Origin of the sequence: Streptococcus mitis, assembly GCF_001074635.1 — a bacterium.
GTDB classification, from domain to species: domain Bacteria; phylum Bacillota; class Bacilli; order Lactobacillales; family Streptococcaceae; genus Streptococcus; species Streptococcus mitis_E.
Window position 1 is genome coordinate 1 of record NZ_JUQO01000072.1, and the last position, 20,759, is coordinate 20,759.

Genomic DNA, 20,759 nt, shown 5'->3' on the forward strand with positions numbered 1-20,759 from the left:
TTGACAAGTGATTTCTGGATTGCTAAAGATTTTCTTAGCAACCAAATCATTGGTTGGGCTGATGCCCGGATGTCTTAAAGTCATCCTTTTCCTCCTTTTATTATACCACAGTTTTAAATCTAGCTTTACTAGATTCACCGCTACTATCTATTTATTATTCGAAAAAGAGAGGAAAAAATGAACAAAGATTGATGAAATTTTATCAAAATGTTAAAAAAATTATGGATTAGGAGTCAATTTGATGCCTATAATTGCCAATTTTTCAATCAGTGACACTTTATCGAGAAGTGCCTAATATTTTATCACAGTGATACAAATCAATCTCATCTATCTAAATTCACACTGAATCCATGGAACAAGTGGCTTTTATCATATAGAAGGTAATCAGTATCGCACAGTAGATATATCTTATATGTTTTATCTGGTATTGTAGTCTATTTATATGGTGTTTGATAGAGCTGCTTTCTAATCATCTCTAAATCTTCCATATCCAAGTCGTTTTTTAAATAATAAACTGGGGTCTGTTCCTTCTTATGAATCGGGTTATTGGTAACCAGCAAATCATAATGCCGAGTTCGGTCATAGGCTTCAATGGTAATAAAACGATTGTATTCCAAATACCGTTTCAAAATGGCTGCCATTCTTGAAAAGACAAGAAAACCAGATGTCAAATCCAGACCAATCCGCATATGCTGGCCACCATTTTCAGCCATATATTCGATTAACTGGAGCCATTCCCAGAGAATTTTCTTATCCAAATCCGTCCCCTGCTGAAAGGCAGGTAGAACATGAAAAATCTCCTCTGCCGTCCCCCTAAAATCATGTTCCATCAGCAAATAAGGATGACGATTCTCTAACTGGTACTTATAGCGGTCCTGTAAAATATAGCCCTTATAGAGATAGACTTGAGCACAAAGCTGACTGAGTTCATAGGTAACGTGATCCTCTATATAATCACCCAGCAACTCCTCCTTCTTCATTTCTTGAATCAATTGTGTCAGCAAATCGGCCAACTGCCCTCCAAAACCAAGGATATATTCCATAGTATGAAGAGGAAGAATGCGATGAGATAGGAGGAAAGAGAAGAAAATCATCATCTCCCCATCCTCAGTTCCTAGAGGAAGGTGTTGTCCAGCAAAAAAGGACGGAGCCTTTCTCAGCAAACGAAGGTAGAAAATATTGTCAAAATACCCTCGCATTTTCTCTTCTATCACTTGGAACTGACAAGCATTGACCCGAAGACGCTGTTGACTGATATGAGCCCAGAGAACCAAATCCAATTTCTGACCCGAAGACAAACTTGCACCGCAGATTTCTTCTAAGCAAGCAATCTCCTGCTTTCTCTCCGGCTTCTGCATGTGACCTTCCCACTCCTGACTGGACCAGACCTTGCGGAAAAGACAGAAATAGAAATAGCGAATCTGATGCTCTGGACCTCGCCACCGTCCATTTTGGATGGATAAATCAAATTCTGACAAAATCTGATTTAAACTAGCCAAGTGGCGACCAAGCGTAGCCTCACTAATCATCAATTCTTGAGCCAGATGATGGGCTAAAAACTGTTGGTGGTAGAGAAGATAAACAAGAATCTGGTATTTAGCAGCATTCTCCAAAAACAAGCTCCGGATATCTCTCCCCTTGGTAGTTGCACCGATCGATAGACGCAGATTTTCATCTTCTAAGTGAATAGTCAGCTCTAAGCCACTGTCCAAAGCCTTGTCATTGAGCAGGGTGACATATTTGGTTAGGGTTGCTTTTGAAAATCCTGTTTCCTCCATTACAGCCTTGACAGTCGTCTGAGACTCTTGTAATAGAAAGGAAAGGATTGAAAATTGGCCAGATTCAGCCTTTTCCATCAAATCTCCTAAATACATTTGTTACCCCTTTCATTTTCTACCTTAAGCATAGCATAAATCTTACAAATGCTGAAATAATCTGTTTCTCTTTTTATTTTCATGCTGATTTCCTGGTCCATTATCCTAAAAATCAGCAAACACACGGCTCCCCCTTTGGGCATTTTTATGCTAAAATAGTAGCTATGGATAAAATTATTAAAACAATATCAGAAAGCGGAGCCTTTCGTGCTTTTGTCCTTGACAGCACAGAAACCGTCCGCACTGCTCAAGAAAAACACCAAACCCAAGCTAGCTCAACTGTAGCGCTTGGTCGAACTCTTATCGCTAGCCAGATTCTCGCAGCCAATGAAAAAGGAAATACTAAACTAACAGTTAAGGTGCTGGGATCTAGCTCCCTAGGTGCTATCATCACCGTCGCTGATACCAAGGGGAATGTCAAAGGTTACGTTCAAAATCCTGGTGTTGACATCAAAAAGACTGCAACTGGTGAAGTTTTAGTTGGACCTTTTGTCGGCAATGGTCAATTCCTCGTTATCACAGACTACGGTACTGGAAATCCTTACAACTCTATGACTCCCCTCATTTCTGGGGAAATCGGTGAAGACCTTGCCTTTTACCTGACTGAAAGCCAACAAACCCCTTCTGCAGTCGGCCTCAATGTCCTTTTGGACGAAGAAGACAAGGTCAAGGTTGCAGGTGGTTTCCTAGTTCAAGTCTTGCCGGGAGCCAAGGAAGAAGAGATTGCTCGCTTTGAAAAACGCATCCAAGAAATGCCAGCTATCTCAACCCTTCTGGAAAGTGAAGACCATATCGAAGCCCTCCTCAAGGCTATCTACGGTGACGAGGCCTACAAGCTTCTTTCTGAAGAAGAAATCCGTTTCCAATGTGACTGTAGCCATGAACGCTTTATGAACGCTCTTGCCAGCCTTCCAAGCTCAGACCTACAGGAAATGAAAGAGGAAGACCACGGGGCAGAAATCACTTGTCAATTCTGCCAAACTACTTACAACTTTGATGAAAACGACCTGGAGGAACTCATTCGTGACAAATCTTAATACACCTTTTATGATTGGCAATGTTGAGATTCCCAATCGTACTGTTTTAGCGCCTATGGCTGGCGTGACAAACTCAGCCTTTCGTACTATCGCAAAAGAGCTCGGAGCTGGACTCGTTGTCATGGAAATGGTCTCTGACAAGGGAATCCAATACAACAACGAAAAAACCCTGCACATGCTTCATATCGATGAAGGCGAAAACCCTGTCTCTATCCAACTTTTTGGTAGTGACGAAGACAGCCTAGCACGCGCAGCAGAATTCATCCAAGAAAACACCAAAACCGATATCGTGGATATCAACATGGGCTGCCCAGTTAACAAAATCGTGAAGAACGAAGCTGGCGCTATGTGGCTCAAGGATCCAGATAAGATTTACTCTATCATCAACAAGGTCCAGTCTGTCCTTGATATTCCACTTACTGTCAAGATGCGTACCGGCTGGGCCGACCCATCTCTGGCAGTTGAAAATGCCCTCGCTGCTGAAGCTGCAGGCGTTTCTGCCCTCGCCATGCATGGCCGTACCCGCGAACAAATGTATACAGGTCATGCAGACCTTGAGACCTTACACGACGTAGCTCAAGCTTTGACCAAGATTCCATTTATCGCCAACGGTGATATCCGTACTGTCCAAGAAGCCAAACAACGCATCGAAGAAGTCGGTGCTGATGCAGTCATGATCGGCCGCGCTGCCATGGGAAATCCTTACCTCTTCAACCAAATCAACCATTACTTTGAAACAGGAGAAATCCTACCTGATTTGACCTTTGAGGACAAGATGAAAATCGCCTACGAACATTTGAAACGCTTGATTAACCTCAAAGGAGAAAACGTAGCAGTTCGTGAGTTCCGTGGCCTCGCTCCTCACTACCTCCGTGGAACATCTGGCGCTGCCAAACTCCGTGGAGCCATTTCACAAGCTAGCACTCTGGCAGAGATTGAGGCTCTCTTGCAGTTGGATAAGGCTTAAAATGGTTCATACTGCTCTACTGATTATCGATATGCAAAAAGCATTTGATAACCCTATCTGGGGAGAACGAAACAACCCTCAAGCTGAACACCAAGCATTGAGGGTGCTAGCATACTTTCGTAAACACGCTCTTCCAGTCTTACACATTCAACACATATCTGACAATCCCCAGTCGCAATTTCATAACAAACAAAATCAGGTGTTTAAAAGTGGATTTGAGCCAGTCACCTCAGAACCTGTCTTTCAAAAAACGGTTAATAGCGCCTTTATTGGAACAAATCTTGAAACATATTTACGAAAAAATCAGATTTGTCATTTAGTCGTTGTTGGTTTGACCCTGCCTCATTGTGTATCTACTACGACACGAATGGCAGCAAATCTTGGTTTTGAAGTCACTTTACTAGCAGATGCTACTGCCAGTTTTACCCTATCTAACAAAAACGGTCAGACCATCTCTCCTGAGACTATCCATGAGATTAATCTCCTTTCTCTACAAGATGAGTTTGCTCAAATTCTTACTACAGAAGAATTTTTAACCCAAGTACAAGTATAAAATAATCCGTCAACTCTTATTGAGCTGACGGATTTTGAATGCAGTAATGCAGTGAACCGAAACACAAATAGGTAAATTTGGACCTTATACTCTTCGAAAATCTCTTCAAACCACGTCATCATCGCCTTACTGTATATAGGTTACTGACTTCGTCAGTTCTATCTACAACCTCAAAGCAGTGCTTTGAGTAGCCTGCGACTAGCTTCCTAGTTTGCTCTTTGATTTTCATTGAGTATTAGAACTGATGATTAACAATTATTCATAAATGTCTATAGATCCACTCAGAACTGACCATACTAGTCTACCCCCTTTAGAGCACTAATCATGTCAATCTTTCTCATACGAAGACTAATAAAATAAGCAGTCCCTAAAGATGTAAACCAAACCAATAACGTAGCAGAAACAAGGACATACATACTGACATAAGCGGTATACTCAATTCGAATCGTCGAAAATGTTGCTACATATTCTTTCAAAAACCATATGCCTAAAGGAATTCCTACTAGCCACCCAATAAAGGTAGTTAGTATAGTCTCAAAAAGAGTTAGCTTCTGTAGATATTGATTAGAAAATCCTAATACTTGCAATGTAGCATAGTCTCTCATTCTCTCTACAAAGTTTAAAGATCCCAGATTATAGAGAACAATAATAACAAGTAATAAAGCAAAGCCAATAATCATTAGAAATACACTCATCAAACTAGATACAAAATCATAGGCATTTTTTTCTTGGCTCCCTTTTTCAATGACAGATAGAACACCTTTGTCTTGCTTAATAGTATCTTGGCCCACCTCTGACCCAACTAATAAAGTATGGGGAGTAAAATCTCCCCCTGCTTTTTCAAAGACTCTAGCATGAAGATAAGCCCCTTGATTGGTTTCACTTGTGACAATCCCTTTTACTTCAAACTTGTACGTATGACCATCTTGATAGGGAGTCACATTTAAAAAATCTCCGACTTTAATACCTGCTAAACGGGCAAATGATCTAGTTACATACAAACCATCATCTTTCAAAGAATCAGCACTCTCTGTTTTTGCTTGGATCATATCTCCATCATCAAATATAATCAATAAACGATTGTAGCCATCATCTGGATTAAAATGTGCTTGTGAAATTTGTACACCTTGCCCACCATATCTAGACTTAGAAGATGTATAATCCGCTACGGTCAGTCGTTTTGAATAAGAAAAATCTTCATTGTATGCCTTATCAACAAGATGATTCATGGACACAGGCATACCAATTCCAGCAATCAGTAACATCATACTTCCTGCAACTCCCACGATTCCCATCAAAACTCGAATACGATTAAACGAGGCATCCCGAATTGCCCATCTTGAAGGATAAGAAATTCGTTGCCAGATAGACGAATATCTTTCCATAAATACAGATTTAGCAAGTTTTTCTTTACCTCTTAAAAATATTGCTGGTAAGCCTCTAGCTGACTCTCTAGAAGCTAAATAGGCAGCTAAAACACAAATAATAATGACTACAATACCAACGACTATTGATGAAGATGAATAAGAGATTTGCCAATTTGGAAGTGTAAACATTGACTTTTGAGTTTCTAGTACAAACCATGACATCAAGGGAGAAATAGCAAAGCCTGCAAAACTTCCTAATAAACTTACTACTAAGCCAAATAAAATATAATGTAAACTGATAGCCTGATTTGAAAAACCTAAAGCCTTTAATACAGCAATCTCTTTTGTTTGGCCATCAATCAAACGCTGAATGGTTGTAAACATAGCCAAAATAGCTAACAAAATAAAGATAAAAGAAAATAAGTAAGATAAGTTTCTAATTTGCCCAACTCGATCGGTAGCTTCTGATATTTCAGTTAAACTTTTTTGATCTTGATAAGAAATTAAATCGCCCCCAAAAATAGACTCTAAATCTCCTCGCAAATCTATCTTAGAGCCATAAATTTCTAAGGCATTATCTGACGATAAACCCAGAATTCCTTTTGCAATTTCATTATCTGCAATATAACCATAGGCATCATTGTCAGGATTTGGAGCTATATATTCCATGCTACCTGTAAAATAAATCTTATCTGTTGCCTGAACAAATCCTACAATTTCTAAATCTATCTGTTTCCCCCTTGATGAAATAAAAATTAGATCTCCAATCTGTAATTGATTCTTCTTAGCATAATTCCCATCAATCCAAATCGAATCTTGTTTTCCTTCAGAAAAAGAACTTCCTTCTGTTACTGTAACCAGTTGATTATCTGTAATCGTTTCAAGATTGATTCGTCCGTCAGTCTTGTCTAAACGAACAATATTAGCAAATCCTTTCTTTTTACTGATAACTTTTTCAACAGAAGATAATAGTTCAACCTGCTTAATTTTTGATTCATCAATTTGTCTCGCTTGAACCCAAACAACAGGAAGTTCAGATTGTTTCAAATAACTCTCTAGACTCTTTTCAAGTCCATGCCAAGCTCCTTGTAGACCTACAAAGATTAATACACTTAATAGAGACATCAGAAAAACAGAGAAAAATTGTTGCCAATTTTGTCGGAGATCTCTTAATAATTTTATATGAAGATACCTCATCCCAACACCTCTTCATTATTCTCTATTTTTTCAATACTTCCATCTTTCAAATATATAACTCGATCTGCAAATTTAGCAAACTCTCTATTGTGTGTAACCATTACAACTGCAGCATTCCCATTTCTAGAAACTTCCTTCAATAAAGTTAAAATACTATCACCTGTCTTTGAATCTAACGCTCCTGTAGGTTCATCACACAATAATAGACTAGGCTCTTTAGCCAATGCCCTTGCAATTGATACACGTTGCATTTCACCTCCAGAAAGTTGATTAGGAAAATTATTTTTTCTATGAAGTAAACCAACTTGATCCAAATATATATCAATTTCTTTATTGTTTTTCGCTAAATTTGCTGCAATACCTACATTCTCCTTGGCCGTTAAACTTGGAACTAAGTTATAAAATTGAAAAACAAAACCAATTTTATCTTTTCGATAAGCAGATAATTCCTTATCCGTAAACTTTGTTACTAGTTCCTCATCAAATATAAAGGTTCCTGATGTCGCACGATCCATCCCACCAAGTAAATTTAGTAACGTACTTTTCCCTGAACCTGATGGACCTAAAATAACTGTAAATTTCCCTTTCTCAATAGAAAAACTAACTTGATCCAAAGCACGAACTTCTTGCTCTCCTACCTTATAAATCTTACTAATATTTTGAAACTGAATCATACATACTCCTAATATCTTGTCATAAATTTTATTTTTTCCTTTAATGTAGGCTCTTCATACTGCTCTATGATACGTTTAGATACTGCTTCCCTGTTTTCTCGTATAACCTTTTCAGCTAAGGAAATAGCCTCATCTACTGGAACAACTATTGGCAACTCATAATGTTGAATGATCTGATTTAACCGTTCTTTCTGACTACCTTTGACACAATAAGGTGTTAGACCCAAATTCCTATAAGCTTCATATAATTCCTCATCTGATAAATTTCGATACTCTTCAGATACTGGTCTATGCCCATCTGGATCCATTGCAAACTCTACTGGTAGATGGACAACATCTGTATACCACAATTTCGCATGATTCTTAGAGACAACCCCATAGGCAGTCAAATATTTTTTGAAAAATCGTCGACCTGGAATACCTAAAATAGATTTCATCAATCGATGAATGAATGCTGATCCTGGGTTAATTCCTACCCTCATTCGAACAGTCCCGTAAATCCATTCATTCAATACTGAACCATCTGATAGAAAACTTCCATGTTCCTTGTATAAAATTCCTTCCGTACGAATTCTCTCTTCAAAACGCTTTAGCCCTAGTGCCATTAACTCAGTTGATGACATATCCTGAAATCTTCTTCCAGGATATAAATCTGTCAAAATTTCCCTCGCAGATAAAGCGTCGATTAAGGGAAGTCCCGTTGCAATCGAAAGAGCTGTAGCAGTTGTTGTCTTACCTGTAGAATAAGTTCCTGATATGACTAACCTTAATTCCCTATTTCCCATCACTGTCCCCCTCCATCAGGTAATTTTTGAGCTATTTTACTTTTAAAGACTACCTTATGATCTACATCATACCCAGACATTTCGTAGATTTTCCAATGTTCTTCTCTAATTTTTAACAATCTATTTTTTGAAACACTACCACTAAGCTCTACTACTCCGTTTAAAATTGGTGAATTCAAGTCTGCACTTACTTGCTTCATCCACATGGTATTGCTCTCCTCTCGAGATATCTCTTCTATATGGTAGGCTAACATCTCTGCCATTTGAGAAAAAATAATCAGAAGTTCTAACAAACTATAATAATTCTTTTCTAGACTACCTATACCACTATATTCAATATCTTTGATCAATACTTGCTCTGCTTTACAAGATATACTACTATCTGAAAACTCAACATCGTATATATCATGTTGTCTATCTCTCAAATGAGTTGATAAAAAATCTCTACCTTGTTCTCCTATAGCAACTACATTTTCCATACATTCTAATAATTGATAGCCTAAACAAACTTTCATATCCATTACCAAGCAATCAAATTCAATCACTTGGTTCGTCATTTTGAAATTTTGTAATTCTAATCTTAAATTTACCAATTCTTCTATGGCTTTTATCCCTGACTTTATCTCAAAATGGCTTAACCTATACTGATTTAAGTTCACTCCCATTCTTTTCAGTATTTCACTTCCAAATAAATGAGCTAATACTATTCCATCTAATGTACTCAGGTGTTGCTGTACGATTTCAGATTGTTTACTAGACCATAAACCCTCCTGATGAAGAGAGCCAACTCCTTCTAAAATATTTTTCAACTTAACTTCATAAGTCATTCTCTTATGTCCTCTACCAAAATAGCGATTTCTATTATCTCCAAGTAAATAATCTACTGTTAGCATATCCTTCTCCAATCTTTTAAACTGACTCTATCTTAAACAAAAAAAGACAAGAAAGAATCCGTAATTTACGAAAACCTTCTTGCCTTTTTAGGATAAATTATAAAGATACTAGATTTAATCGAATAGCCTCACGTACAGCTCCAACTCTACTCGTCACTCCCAACTTTGAACAAATATTTGAAACATGGGTATCCACCGTTCTCCTGCTGATAAATAAACTATTTGCTATCTTTTCATTAGAATATTCTTTTACAATAAGTTCCAATACACTTAACTCCGTATCTGTCAATAGATTATTTTCTTGCTTTTCTATCAAACCATCTGGGATAACATGATTGCCCTTATAAACAGCATAAATTGCACTTTTAACATCCAAATAAGAACTTTCTTTGGGTAAAAAAGCTTGAATCCCAAAGTCCATCGCTCTCTTATGTAACAAAGTGTCATAAAACCCTGACAAAAGAACTATCTTGGGAACTGTATTCAGAAATCTATTTATTTGACTAATAACATCAAATGCCGTTACTCCTTTCAGCATAAAATCCATAACTAGCACATCTACCTTTTCATGCTTGAGACAAAGAAGTAAATCTGCTACTTCTGTATAGGAACCAACAATTTTAAAATCATCTTCCTTTAAAAAATAGTTCTCCAATCCTTGTAACACTAAACTGTGATCATCAATCAAAACCAAACGAATCATTTTTCTTCCCTTCTATAGGTATTCGTATCTTCACACTTGTAGGTTCTATATTTATCTGAACAGTTCCCCCCAATAAATGAACCTTCTCTACAATTCTATTTAAACCAAAATGATGTTCATTAGACTGATAGTTTCCCTTAAAAATACCATCATCTATAACTACAATTGATAAAATCTTTTCTTTTGTAGATAAATCTACAGTAATTTCTCTAGCATTCCCATGAAGAATACTATTATTTACTAGTTCTTTAACTGTCCTTAATACAAACGTGCCCACTTTATCATTAACTTTTTCTTCATCTATTGAAAAAGTTGTCATAATCGAAACAGTTTCCATCTTCATGAATTGGTTTAATATGCTAGTAATAGATTCTTTCAGCCCTAATTCATGCACCATTAAAGGATAGATATTGGAACATAAATCTCTTAATTCAAAGACAATATCATCCAACATCTCTAATAAAGCTACCCTATTAATTTGTTCACTAATTTCTAACTGCTTTTTATAATAAATAACCTTCTGAATTGTAGTATCATGTATAAACGTTGCAATTTCTTCCCTCTCCAATTCAGTAGCTACAAAAGTATGAAAACTACTAAAGATTCCCTCCATTTTATGGCTAATCAACATCATTTTCCTTATTTCAGGTAACAAAGCTAGCGAGAAAAGAAAAGTGTAAAGAACGAAAAAAATTGGAGAAAATTCTCTTAATAACAGACTAAAAAGAATAATTAGACTAGTAAAAAAAACGGCAAATATCAAGTTATATATGAATGGGTTCCACTTCCAAGCAACATATATCATTCGTTCTAATATCAAGTTATTCACAATAGAGAACAAAATAAGCAACAATAGAGGAATACTATAAATAAACGAAACTTCCTTACCAATCGGAAAAATATATCCAAAAAATAGAGGAAATAAGGCAAGAACTGCTAAAAATAAGGTATGAATTGGCAACATTTCTCTTATCTGAGAGTAATTTATAAGCATCTTTAACAGTAGGATAACTAAAAAGAAAAATACTAAATAAAATACCCCCCTAGAAAAAAAGATGGTCAAAAAATCAATGGGCTGTATAAGATTATAAACAAACAAAAGTTGAGTGATGAGTGAATAGCCCAGTATAATACGAGAAAAGTTAGAAATGGTTGAACCTTTTATCTTCAGGACTAACACTCTAATGAAAATATCCATGAATAATGGAAATAAAGTCAAGTATGAAATTAATAGACTACGACCAAATACATCTCCTATACTTGATGGAATAATCGATAATAACATCAGACTAGTATAAATAATAAAATAAAAATATCGTTTTCCAGTTTTTCCTCTACTTCTCCCTTTTATGTATAAGCGAAATAACAGTAGAATCAGAAAAGCAATGATTGATAAAACAAGAAAGATAATTTGGCTTGATTTCCCAGATTCTATTATTAAATTCTTTGAAATTCCTCTATCTAACACTGTCACAGAATGAAGCGGTTCAACAATTAAAAATCGAGATAATAAAAAATTACTATCTGGACTCTGACCGTCTATTTGTATAATTGATGACCCTATTATCTCTTGATGATTTGCAAAGCTTCCCAGATTATGGACTTGTCTAACTATCCACTCATTATCATGTTTATCTACGGTGATTCCACTGTACGTTCGGTTAAATATTGAAAATGAAAAATAAAAAAAGAGAATAAATAACAAAACAAAATAAAATCGAAACATTTTTGACTTCATTGTTTGCAACACTCCACATTTCACTTGATATTGATGTTTATTCTACCATTTTTTCATTCAATAAGACAGGTTTTATAGTTAAATTTATTCTTTTTTCTTTCGAAATATAACTGATTCAATCTTCTAGTAGGTAAAATCCTACCTGATTTGACCTTTGAAGACAAGATGAAAATCGTCTACGAACACTTGAAACGTTTGATTAACCTCAAGGGGGAAAACGTAGCAGTTCGTGAATTCCGTGGACTCGCTCCTCACTATCTTCGTGGAACATCTGGTGCAGCTAAACTCCGTGGAGCCATTTCACAAGCTAGCACCCTAGCAGAGATTGAAGCCCTCTTGCAACTGGATAAGGCTTAATAGTTTAAAACCCGTAACTCTCTTAAAGGTTACGGGTTTTTGACTGTAAAAATTCAAATAATGAGAGCTATTATTGACTCAAAGCAACACTGGAAACCTTACCATCCGCTCCTGTTGTAATTTGGATGACTTTTCCTCCACCAATTTTGGCATTATACTTGCCATCATCAAGAGTATAAGAGTAGCCTTTGATAGAGTAGTTTTCTTTCCATCAGAAGATTCTACTGTGAATTGACCGCCGGATGAAACTGTAATGGTTTCCCCATTTGCTCCCTTCCAATTGCCCGCTGCAGCTGAGAAATCACCATCTACCATGGTTAAAACACCCCTGTAGCGTTTATTTTGCTCTGCTTGCTTGTCTTGAAGTTTGCGGTCAGTTGTAGGATCATAGCTTGATTGGTTAGACTGGGCTTGAGGAGCCTGTTGAGTTGAAGGAGTCTGAGCAGGAGTTTGTTGATTAGACACTTCTTGACCTTGTCTTTGCTCTTGTGCAGGTGCCGCTTGTGATGGCGTTGCAGTTGCTGAAGACTGGTCAGTAGACGCCTTGGCCTTTTCAGATGAAGCTGAACTTGATGACTTCTGAGTCTTGCTTTCTTTGCTAGCAGAAGCTGCTTTAGAGCTTGATGATTGACTTGTCTTAGCAGAACTGCTTGCTTGAGTTGTTTCCTTTTTATTTCCACAAGCTCCTAATAGTAGGGTAGAAGCTAATACAGTTGCTGTCATCAATTTTATATATGTTTTCTTTTTCATTTTTCTACTCATTTGTAATATTTTAGAAATATAAAGAAATCTTTTTGTAATATAATTGTAACATTGGGGTTTAAATATGTCAACAATTTATCTAAACTATTTTAAAAATCTTAAATACTTTAGATACATTTACTCCTCCTACTCTTCTATTCGTAATAAAACAGAAAAACAGGAGATTTTCCTATTAAAAATTTGAATTTGTTTTTGTGTAATCGTTTGTATTGTTTTAGACGAAGGAATATAATAATAGTGAAATAGAATATAGGAGGTGCATTCTTATGCTAAATAAGTATTACAAGTATCTTCCTTGAGTGATTTTGGGAGCTTTCTGTTCTTATCAGTCTGCAGTTCGCTACGCTCAGACTACATTTGATTTATTTTACCTAATAACCATTTTTATGATTGTAGATATAGCTTTATTGTACTTACATGAAACCTATTTAAAATATAAATACAAAGATTTATTCATTCGCATCATGAGCAATTCTAAGAAAAATAGCCATCCCTAAAACAGTCGCAACAGCAAATCAAACTAATAAAGGCAAATAAAGAGGTCGGGAACTTTGTCCCGACCTCGTTTTTATGCAATATCAAATTTTAACTGGCCTGCTTTAACACCAATCTTAAGTGTGCTACCTGTCTCTAATTCTCCCTTGAGAAGAAGTTCTGCTAACTTGTCTTCCACTTCTGTTTGTAGGGTTCTGCGAAGTGGTCGAGCTCCCATCTCTGGGTCATATCCTTGATTTGCCAACAATTTCAGTGCGGAAGCTTGTAATTTCAAGTCAATGCCTTTTTCAGCCAAACTTGCCACTAAAGGTTTAACCATAATATTCACCACTTCCTGCATATGGTCGCTAGACAGGCTATGGAAGACCACCTTTTCATCAATACGGTTAATAAACTCAGGTCTATAAGCTTTTTTCAGCTCTTCAAACATGCGTTTTTCCATATTTTCCTGGTCAAAACGAATGTCCTTTGCCCCAAATCCGACAGTCTTGTCATCACGAAGGGCTGTCGCACCAAGGTTTGACGTCATGATGATAATAGTATTTGAAAAGTCAACCTTGCGTCCCTTGCTATCGGTCAAGACACCGTCATCCAGAACCTGCAAGAGAACATTAAAGATATCTGGGTGGGCCTTTTCTACCTCGTCAAAGAGGAGAACGGAGTAGGGTTTGTTGCGAACCTTCTCGGTCAACTCCCCACCTTCTTCGTAGCCCACATAGCCCGGAGGAGCTCCGTTGAGTCGGCTAGCTGCGAATTTCTCCATATACTCACTCATATCAAAGCGGATAAGAGCTGATTCGTCGTCAAAAAGAACTTCTGCCAAAGCCTTGGCCAATTCGGTCTTACCGACACCTGTAGGCCCTAGGAACATAAAGGAACCAATCGGACGCTTGTGACTGCGAATCCCTGACTGATTGCGGCGAATGGCACGGCTAATGCTTGAAACTGCTTGATCTTGACCGATGACACGTTTGTGCAATTCAGCTTCCAGATTCAGGTATTTCTTAGCGTCAGTCTGAGTCAGTTTTTGGACTGGAATACCTGACAAGCGACTCAAGGTAGTCAAAATATCAGACTCTGTCACCAAGTCTTTATAGACAAGCACTTTCTCTTCTTTTGCGATTAGCTGGGCTGCCTGTTTCCACTTGCCATCCATCAAGGCCTTGTCAGCTGGACTCAAACCTGAATCGTCTGCTTTTACATGCTTAGCCTTATTTTGCACTGTTGCTGCTGCTTCATCCAAGAGATCGATAGCAGAGTCTGGCAAGTGACGACTAGTCAAGTAACGATGAGCCATCTTGACGGCTGTTTCAACCGCTTCATCTGTGATTTGCACCCGGTGATGTTTCTCATAAGTCGCCTTCAAGCCTTGCAAAATGGTCATGCTGTCTGCCACACTTGGCTCTTCAATCGTCACTTTGGCGAAACGACGAGAAAGGGCTGCGTCTTTTTCGATGTGTTTTTGGTACTCTTCCTGAGTGGTGGCACCAACCGTTCTCAAAGTTCCACGCGCCAAGGCTGGCTTCAAGATATTGGCCGCATCCAGAGTTGAATCAATCCCGCTCCCAGAACCCATGATAGTGTGAAGTTCATCGATAAAGAGGATGACTTGGCCATCTTCTTCAATATCCTTGATGATATTATTCATGCGTTCTTCAAAGTCACCACGGAAGCGTGTCCCTGCAACGACATTCATCAAATCAAGCTCTAACACGCGCATCTTAGCCATTTCCGCAGGCACATCCCCACTAGCAATACGCTGGGCAAGACCAAGCGCCAGAGCAGTTTTCCCGACACCAGCATCCCCAACCAAGACAGGATTATTCTTTGTCTTCCGGCTCAAGATTTGAATCATACGTGAGATTTCCTTATCCCGACCGATGACTGGTTCTAACTTGCCAGAACGCGCTTGCTCTGTCAAATCATGCGTATAATCCTCGAGACCACCACTCGGAGTCTGGGGCATGCCCATCATGTTAGCCATAGAATTTTGCTTATCAGCTACTGTACGATGGCGCTGGCGTAGAGCTTTGAGGTCTTCACGAGTCCAGCCTGCCCGTTCTTCTAAATTTCGACGAAGAGCAGCAATCTTGACCTGATCTTTCTTGTCTTCATAAGAAAAACCAGCCCTCTCCAAGATACGAGTCGCCAAGGCATTGCCATCATGCAAAATCGCATAGAGGACGTGCTCCGTCCCTAGCACCTTAGCATGGACCACTGATGCTACATACTCTGCTTCGTCAAAAAGAACCTGCAAACGATGGGAGAACGGCAATTCCGTAAAGGTTTCATCCTGGCTATAGTCCGTTTCAGTCAGTTCCAAAGCGACCTCTTCTAAACGATCCATCTCATATGGATAATCATTTAAAGTTGCCCCTGCCACACTATAACTGTGATTGGACATGGCAATCAACAAGTGCCAAGACTCTAGGTAACGAGCTCCAAAATGGCCAGCAACCATGTAGGCACTTTCGATACATTCATTCAATGCTTTTGAATAGTTCATCTTACTTCCCTTTTCTATCTACCTCTTGTATGACCTGTCGTAGCATATTAGCACGAACAACTGGAGCTTCTTCGCCTAGAACACGATCCAAAGCTACTGCTACCAGCAAATTCATCTCCTGCTTGGTCATCAATTCCTGCTCAACCAAAAGCTGGAGAATATCCTCATAAATTTCTTGACTGACCCGCTCACCAATCGAGTAAAGCAGCTCCCTGAGCATTTCATGATGACTAGAAAACTCAATCCGTCCTATACGAATGTAGCCCCCACCACCACGCTTACTTTCAACCAAGTAACCTCTACTTTCCGTAAAGCGTGTCTTGATCACATAGTTAATCTGACTGGGAACAACCTGAAAGGTATCTGCCAACTGACTCCGTTGCAACTCCACAATTCCAGATTGATCTAAAATCGCCTTGATGTAGGCCTCAATATGATCCGATGTATTTTTAAATCTCATTACAAACCCACCTCTCTCTTTGAACCTTGACTATCTTTGACTATTATACCGAAATTTTCTCATTTTTAAAAGAAAAAGGGCGCTGGTAAAGGATAATCTTCACCAACTCCCTATTTTTCTACTTATCTAAGCCTAATTCTGCCAAGATTTGACGTTTGTAGGCAATCTTTTGGACTTCCTTGTCCTCATCTCCAGACCAATCTAGTTTAATTTCTGAAACAATCTGCCCAGGGCGATTTTTCAAGATATAGATGCGGTCGCTGAGATTAAGGGCCTCCTCGATACTATGAGTAATAATCAATGTTGTCAGTTGCAACTGCTTGTGAATCTCAAGGTACCAAGCGTGGAGTTCCATCTTGGTCATCTCATCCAAGGCGCTAAAGGCCTCGTCTAAGAGAAAGAGCTTGTGCCCGAAAAGGTAAGTTCGAAGCAAGGCTACACGCTGGCGCATCCCGCCACTAAGTTCATGAGGATACTTGTCCCGTACAGCCGTCAACTGGAAGGTCGCAAGAATTTCATCCGCACGAGCAATGGCTTCCGCCTTATTCACCTTTTGAATCAAGAGAGGCAGGATGATATTGCCAAGCACCGTCTTGTGCTCCAAGAGCAAATCCTTTTGCAACATATAACTCACGCGCCCCTTGGGATTTTCTTCACCATCAAGGACAATTCTCCCTGACTGAACTTCTAAAATCCCCGCAATTAAGTTGAAAAGCGTAGTCTTACCAACGCCACTTGGACCTAGGATAGAAACCACTTCACCTGAAGTCACTTTCAGATTGATATCCTCTAAAATCCTCTCTTGACCATAGGCATAACTGACGTGTTCTAGTCTAATTTCTGTCATTATTTCACAAATTCGTTGGTGAAGCCTTTGTCTGTCAAATCTTCTTTAAGGATACCATTTTCTTTGTCCCATTTGTAGAAGGCATTCCAGCGAGCTGCATCAAATTGCCCCCATTTTTCCTTGTCGCTTGCGTATTCTTTTGACAAGTATTTTTGAGATTCGATGACAAAGTCACGTTTTTCTTTGAGCTCAGGAGCATTCTTAATCAAGATATCTGCCGCTTCTTCTGGATGCTCCATGGCATATTGGTAACCTTTTTTGATAGCTTGGATGACTTTACGTGCTTCTTCTTTGTTATCTTTCAAATAGTCGTTGTTGGCGATGATAACTGGTGAGTAGTAGTCAAATTCTTTAACGTAGTCTTTCAAGTACATGAAGTTAGCATCTACACCTTGAGATTTAGCAAGAATTCCATCCCATCCATAGTAGATCCATGCAGTATCAAATACTCCATTAGCAATCGGTGTGATAGAGTTTGAGTCGTTGTTTGGTACTTTTTCAACTTTTTCAAAATCTCCGCCTTGTGATTCTACCAAGGTTTTCAACATAGCAAGTTCAGTTGGGTCATTCCAAGTTCCGTATTTCTTACCAACCAAGTCTTTTGGACTAGCTACATTATCAGATTTACGAGAGATGATTCCTGATGTATTGTGTTCAACAATAGCTGCAACGGCCGTAATTCCTGCCCCTTTTTCCAATTTTTTAGCCATATAGTCTTGGAAATACACTGCAAATGGTGCCTTACCATTGATAACCAAATCAGAAGAACTTTCTTCTGGTGGCAATTTCAAATCAACATCCACTCCAGCTTCTTTGAAATAACCTTTTTCCTTAGCCACATAAAGCCCTGTGTGGTTGGTATTTGGTGTCCAGTCTAAGATAAAGTCGATTTTCTTAAGTTCTGCTTCCTTATTATCCTTAGAAGCAGTTCCTTGACCACAAGCTACAAGCACAACAGCTACAAGAGCTGTTAAAACAGTTAAAAACACTTTCCATGTTTTCTTCATTTCAATTTCCTCTTTTCTTTTTCAGAAACGTTCTAATTCTACGAACGTTTCCATTTAATAACATATTTTTCACTAATATCGACCAACTTCATACCCAAAAGGCTGATAATCGATACCAGAATAATAATAGCAAACATGGTATCATACTGAAACAGTTTCTTGGACTGAATCATGTAGACACCTAGTCCTTCAAAGCCTCCCAACCACTCAGATACCACTGTTGTGATAAAGGCGTAGGAGACACTGACCCTCAGACCTGCATAAAAGTAAGGCAGACTGACTGGAATTTTAAAATGCCACAGGATTTGCCAAGGTTTGGCCCGCATCAGACTAAACAAGGTCAGCATATCCTTGTCACAATGCCTAAAACCGTCCAAAATGCTGACGATGATGGGGAAGGTTGTCGTCAAGATAATCAAGACAATCTTGGGCAGAATCCCATAACCTAGCCACAAGACCAAGATAGGAGCTATGGCAATAGTCGGAATGGTCTGAACAACCACCATCATAGGGTAAATCAGGTCATTGAGCCAAGTCAAACTATCCATAAGTACAGCCATGAGACAGGCAATCAAGACTCCTAGAACCAACCCCAGTAAAGCCACTCTCAAGGTCGCCCAGCTATGGTGCCAGAGAAATTCTCTGTCACGCACAAAAGACTGGAGAATTTCAAGAGGTGTCGGCAGGATAAACTTGGGGAGAAGTTTAAGAAAACCTGCTAACTGCCAAATTGACAAGACTCCAAGAAAACCCAATAGACTAATGTGTCGTCTCAGTATACTTTTCAAGCTTCTCATCAATACTTAAAATCTCTCCTACATTTATTTTGACATTGGCAAAGACATTGTCTGCCTCCTGTCCTGCTACTTCCAACGCTTCTTTGAGAATGCGCATAAGCTCATCAAATTCCCCTTCCAAGACCGTTTCAAATGGTGTCACCACCATGGTCACTTCTTGAACTTGCAGATAGGCAATGACCTGATCGATTACGTAAATCCTATCAATCCCCTGTGCTAGGGGTAAAACTTGCAAGGCGATGCTTGCTTTCATAAAAACCTCCTCTTCTCGTTTTCCTTTGACAAAAAGAAAAACCTTTACCATATATGGAAAAGGTGCAGAATAGACTAAGTATCGTTCCCTACGCTGGCATTACCCAGATCAGGTGCGGTCGAAGCTTAACGCTTCCTCTCAGACTGTACACAGACTCCCATATATTATATGGACATATGATAGCGCAAAACAAAAAAAAAGTCAAGGAAACTGCTTACAGAAAAGAGCAGGAAAAATTTCCTACTCCAATTTTCTATACTCGTTCTCCATCACTGTTTACTCTGTAGCCATCCACCGTTGTATTAACAGCTAAGGCACCTGAAGAGTAAGAATAATACCACTTACCAGAAACTTGATACCATCCTGTTTTCATTGCCCCTGAACTATCTAGATAATACCACAAGCCATTTTCCTTTAACCATCCTGTCTGCATTTCACCAGATGATTTCAAATAATACCAGCTAGAACCATCCTTCAACCAGCCTGTTGATTTAGAACCATTTGATTTGAAATGATACCAACTACCATTTACTTTCTTCCAACCAACAGCTGAACTACTATTGGATCCATAGCTAGAGCTATTTCCTGATTGGTTCTGATAATTCTGTGAAGAAGTCACACCCTCTAGCTGGATATAGCGACGACTTCCGTTATAAGCCGTATAACTCAACCACTTGTATCCATCTTTTTCGAGAATTTGATCATAATGAACATTCTCCCCAGGATAATAGTAATCAATTGCAGTTGCGCTAGCTAGTGGCTGATTTTTGATAGCAGACTTAGACTTGAAATAATGTGTTCCTCCTGTTGAAACTGAAGTTTGACTATTCCCAACACTGCCACCAGCCAAATCTTTAAAATGAATAAATCCTGTCATCGTATTTGCTTTTATAATTCGTTTATTATAGGCTTCTGTATAACCATAGTTATATTCCTCGATCTCAATCTGATCTCCCATTACATTTGACACCCAGGCAACATGCCCATAAGTTCCTGCAGTAGACCAAGCAATGGAGCCAATCGTCGGTGTATTATCTACACGATAGCCTTCACGACGAGCACGATGCCCCCATTCATTCGCATTTCCATAAGCCCTTGGAATCTCAAAACCATTGACATTACTCAAGCGAAAGGCTGCAAAAGAAGTACACTGACGAGAGTACATGCGCCACTGATCAATCTCCTGGCTCCCATTTTTATAATAAACAGGATAATCATCCCCACGCGCAATCGATCCATTTCCTCCAGAATAGGCATAGACACTATCACCCGCTGCTAGCATCAATCCTACTACTAAAAAGGGAACAACCTTTTTAACCGACTTTCTAAAAGAAAATCCTGTCTCTATTACTTTAAATGATGAACTTTTCATTCTTCCTCCTTGAAATAGTATAGTACTCAATGAAAATCAAAGAGCAAACTAGGAAGCTAGGCGCAGGCTGTACTTGAGTACGGCAAGGCGAAGCTGACGTGGTTTGAATTTGATT

18 protein-coding genes, 2 pseudogenes and 1 riboswitch are annotated in these 20,759 nt (G+C 38.7%); of the genes and pseudogenes, 5 read left to right on the forward strand and 15 right to left on the reverse strand.

Going from position 1 to position 20,759, the window contains the following annotated elements:
• Positions 1–434: 434 nt before the first annotated feature.
• Positions 435–1,874 (reverse strand): AcpB/EbpR/MafR family transcriptional regulator, encoded by a 1,440-nt coding sequence (locus ADI58_RS02890; protein WP_049521392.1) that lies wholly within the window; start codon positions 1,872–1,874, stop codon positions 435–437.
• 164 nt (positions 1,875–2,038) lie between these two features.
• Here ADI58_RS02890 and hslO point away from each other — a divergent pair, with 164 nt between their 5' ends.
• From hslO to ADI58_RS02905, 3 genes are read left to right on the forward strand one after another with little or no spacing between them, the layout of a single operon-like run.
• A complete protein-coding gene (gene hslO, locus ADI58_RS02895) occupies positions 2,039–2,911 on the forward strand; it encodes an Hsp33 family molecular chaperone HslO (RefSeq protein WP_049521393.1) in 873 nt (290 codons plus the stop codon).
• Positions 2,898–3,878 (forward strand): tRNA dihydrouridine synthase DusB, encoded by a 981-nt coding sequence (dusB, locus tag ADI58_RS02900; protein WP_033678731.1) that lies wholly within the window; start codon positions 2,898–2,900, stop codon positions 3,876–3,878. Before hslO ends, dusB begins: the two co-directional genes overlap by 14 nt.
• A gap of 1 nt (position 3,879) precedes the next feature.
• Positions 3,880–4,431 carry a cysteine hydrolase family protein gene (locus ADI58_RS02905; protein WP_049521394.1) on the forward strand — a complete coding sequence of 184 codons (552 nt, stop codon included), beginning with the start codon at positions 3,880–3,882 and terminating at the stop codon, positions 4,429–4,431.
• 296 nt (positions 4,432–4,727) lie between these two features.
• Here ADI58_RS02905 and ADI58_RS02915 read toward each other — a convergent pair whose 3' ends face one another.
• The 6 genes from ADI58_RS02915 to ADI58_RS02940 form a co-directional block, all read right to left on the reverse strand.
• On the reverse strand, positions 4,728–6,995 hold the full coding sequence (locus tag ADI58_RS02915) for an ABC transporter permease (protein WP_049521396.1): 2,268 nt from the start codon (positions 6,993–6,995) through the stop codon (positions 4,728–4,730).
• Positions 6,992–7,669 (reverse strand): ABC transporter ATP-binding protein, encoded by a 678-nt coding sequence (locus ADI58_RS02920; protein WP_049521397.1) that lies wholly within the window; start codon positions 7,667–7,669, stop codon positions 6,992–6,994. The genes ADI58_RS02915 and ADI58_RS02920 overlap by 4 nt, the downstream gene beginning before the upstream one ends.
• A gap of 8 nt (positions 7,670–7,677) precedes the next feature.
• Positions 7,678–8,454, reverse strand: a complete 777-nt coding sequence (locus ADI58_RS02925) for an AAA family ATPase (RefSeq protein WP_049521398.1) — start codon at positions 8,452–8,454, stop codon at positions 7,678–7,680.
• Positions 8,454–9,347 (reverse strand): AvrD family protein, encoded by an 894-nt coding sequence (locus ADI58_RS02930; protein WP_049521399.1) that lies wholly within the window; start codon positions 9,345–9,347, stop codon positions 8,454–8,456. Before ADI58_RS02930 ends, ADI58_RS02925 begins: the two co-directional genes overlap by 1 nt.
• 97 nt (positions 9,348–9,444) lie before the next feature.
• Positions 9,445–10,050: a response regulator transcription factor gene (locus ADI58_RS02935; RefSeq protein ID WP_049521400.1), complete on the reverse strand. Its 606-nt coding sequence runs from the start codon at positions 10,048–10,050 to the stop codon at positions 9,445–9,447.
• Positions 10,028–11,788: a sensor histidine kinase gene (locus tag ADI58_RS02940; protein WP_049521401.1), complete on the reverse strand. Its 1,761-nt coding sequence runs from the start codon at positions 11,786–11,788 to the stop codon at positions 10,028–10,030. Before ADI58_RS02940 ends, ADI58_RS02935 begins: the two co-directional genes overlap by 23 nt.
• A 129-nt stretch (positions 11,789–11,917) precedes the next feature.
• Here ADI58_RS02940 and ADI58_RS02945 point away from each other — a divergent pair.
• Positions 11,918–12,145 (forward strand): annotated as a pseudogene (locus tag ADI58_RS02945) (tRNA dihydrouridine synthase DusB); the annotation flags it as partial.
• Positions 12,146–12,215: 70 nt separating this feature from the next.
• On the opposite strand, the pseudogene ADI58_RS02950 reads toward ADI58_RS02945, so the two are convergent.
• A pseudogene (locus ADI58_RS02950) lies at positions 12,216–12,895 on the reverse strand (hypothetical protein).
• Between the two features lie 311 nt (positions 12,896–13,206).
• Here ADI58_RS02950 and ADI58_RS11500 point away from each other — a divergent pair.
• Positions 13,207–13,404 carry a hypothetical protein gene (locus ADI58_RS11500; protein ID WP_239683522.1) on the forward strand — a complete coding sequence of 66 codons (198 nt, stop codon included), beginning with the start codon at positions 13,207–13,209 and terminating at the stop codon, positions 13,402–13,404.
• A gap of 71 nt (positions 13,405–13,475) precedes the next feature.
• On the opposite strand, the gene ADI58_RS02955 is transcribed toward ADI58_RS11500, so the two are convergent.
• From ADI58_RS02955 to cbpD, 7 genes are all read right to left on the reverse strand, one after another.
• Positions 13,476–15,908: an ATP-dependent Clp protease ATP-binding subunit gene (locus tag ADI58_RS02955; RefSeq protein WP_049521403.1), complete on the reverse strand. Its 2,433-nt coding sequence runs from the start codon at positions 15,906–15,908 to the stop codon at positions 13,476–13,478.
• Between the two features lies 1 nt (position 15,909).
• Complete coding sequence (locus ADI58_RS02960; RefSeq protein WP_004261972.1) at positions 15,910–16,368, reverse strand: CtsR family transcriptional regulator; 459 nt, start codon at positions 16,366–16,368, stop codon at positions 15,910–15,912.
• A 118-nt stretch (positions 16,369–16,486) separates the two neighbouring features.
• Positions 16,487–17,215, reverse strand: a complete 729-nt coding sequence (locus ADI58_RS02965; protein ID WP_049521404.1) for an ABC transporter ATP-binding protein — start codon at positions 17,213–17,215, stop codon at positions 16,487–16,489.
• Entirely contained in the window at positions 17,215–18,222 is a 1,008-nt protein-coding gene (locus tag ADI58_RS02970) for an ABC transporter substrate-binding protein (protein ID WP_004255331.1), read from the reverse strand. Before ADI58_RS02970 ends, ADI58_RS02965 begins: the two co-directional genes overlap by 1 nt.
• 38 nt (positions 18,223–18,260) lie before the next feature.
• Positions 18,261–19,019: an ABC transporter permease gene (locus ADI58_RS02975; RefSeq protein ID WP_161800931.1), complete on the reverse strand. Its 759-nt coding sequence runs from the start codon at positions 19,017–19,019 to the stop codon at positions 18,261–18,263.
• Complete coding sequence (locus tag ADI58_RS02980; RefSeq protein ID WP_049521405.1) at positions 18,982–19,272, reverse strand: thiamine-binding protein; 291 nt, start codon at positions 19,270–19,272, stop codon at positions 18,982–18,984. Before ADI58_RS02980 ends, ADI58_RS02975 begins: the two co-directional genes overlap by 38 nt.
• Before the next feature lie 68 nt (positions 19,273–19,340).
• Positions 19,341–19,443: riboswitch (TPP riboswitch) on the reverse strand.
• 82 nt (positions 19,444–19,525) lie between these two features.
• On the reverse strand, positions 19,526–20,644 hold the full coding sequence (cbpD, locus tag ADI58_RS02985; protein ID WP_049521406.1) for a choline binding-anchored murein hydrolase CbpD: 1,119 nt from the start codon (positions 20,642–20,644) through the stop codon (positions 19,526–19,528).
• Positions 20,645–20,759: the final 115 nt, after the last annotated feature.

Bases quoted from the DNA above. Each gene is read 5' to 3' on its own strand.
- ADI58_RS02955 (WP_049521403.1), bottom strand. From the start codon at position 15,908: ATGAACTATTCAAAAGCATTGAATGAATGTATCGAAAGTGCCTACATG.
- ADI58_RS02965 (WP_049521404.1), bottom strand. From the start codon at position 17,215: ATGACAGAAATTAGACTAGAACACGTCAGTTATGCCTATGGTCAAGAG.
- ADI58_RS02975 (WP_161800931.1), bottom strand. From the start codon at position 19,019: ATGAGAAGCTTGAAAAGTATACTGAGACGACACATTAGTCTATTGGGT.
- ADI58_RS02915 (WP_049521396.1), bottom strand. From the start codon at position 6,995: ATGAGGTATCTTCATATAAAATTATTAAGAGATCTCCGACAAAATTGG.
- ADI58_RS02940 (WP_049521401.1), bottom strand. From the start codon at position 11,788: ATGAAGTCAAAAATGTTTCGATTTTATTTTGTTTTGTTATTTATTCTC.
- ADI58_RS02960 (WP_004261972.1), bottom strand. From the start codon at position 16,368: ATGAGATTTAAAAATACATCGGATCATATTGAGGCCTACATCAAGGCG.
- ADI58_RS02925 (WP_049521398.1), bottom strand. From the start codon at position 8,454: ATGGGAAATAGGGAATTAAGGTTAGTCATATCAGGAACTTATTCTACA.
- ADI58_RS02930 (WP_049521399.1), bottom strand. From the start codon at position 9,347: ATGCTAACAGTAGATTATTTACTTGGAGATAATAGAAATCGCTATTTT.
- ADI58_RS02890 (WP_049521392.1), bottom strand. From the start codon at position 1,874: ATGTATTTAGGAGATTTGATGGAAAAGGCTGAATCTGGCCAATTTTCA.
- ADI58_RS02905 (WP_049521394.1), top strand. From the start codon at position 3,880: ATGGTTCATACTGCTCTACTGATTATCGATATGCAAAAAGCATTTGAT.
- ADI58_RS02920 (WP_049521397.1), bottom strand. From the start codon at position 7,669: ATGATTCAGTTTCAAAATATTAGTAAGATTTATAAGGTAGGAGAGCAA.
- ADI58_RS02970 (WP_004255331.1), bottom strand. From the start codon at position 18,222: ATGAAGAAAACATGGAAAGTGTTTTTAACTGTTTTAACAGCTCTTGTA.
- ADI58_RS02980 (WP_049521405.1), bottom strand. From the start codon at position 19,272: ATGAAAGCAAGCATCGCCTTGCAAGTTTTACCCCTAGCACAGGGGATT.
- ADI58_RS02935 (WP_049521400.1), bottom strand. From the start codon at position 10,050: ATGATTCGTTTGGTTTTGATTGATGATCACAGTTTAGTGTTACAAGGA.
- hslO (WP_049521393.1), top strand. From the start codon at position 2,039: ATGGATAAAATTATTAAAACAATATCAGAAAGCGGAGCCTTTCGTGCT.
- cbpD (WP_049521406.1), bottom strand. From the start codon at position 20,644: ATGAAAAGTTCATCATTTAAAGTAATAGAGACAGGATTTTCTTTTAGA.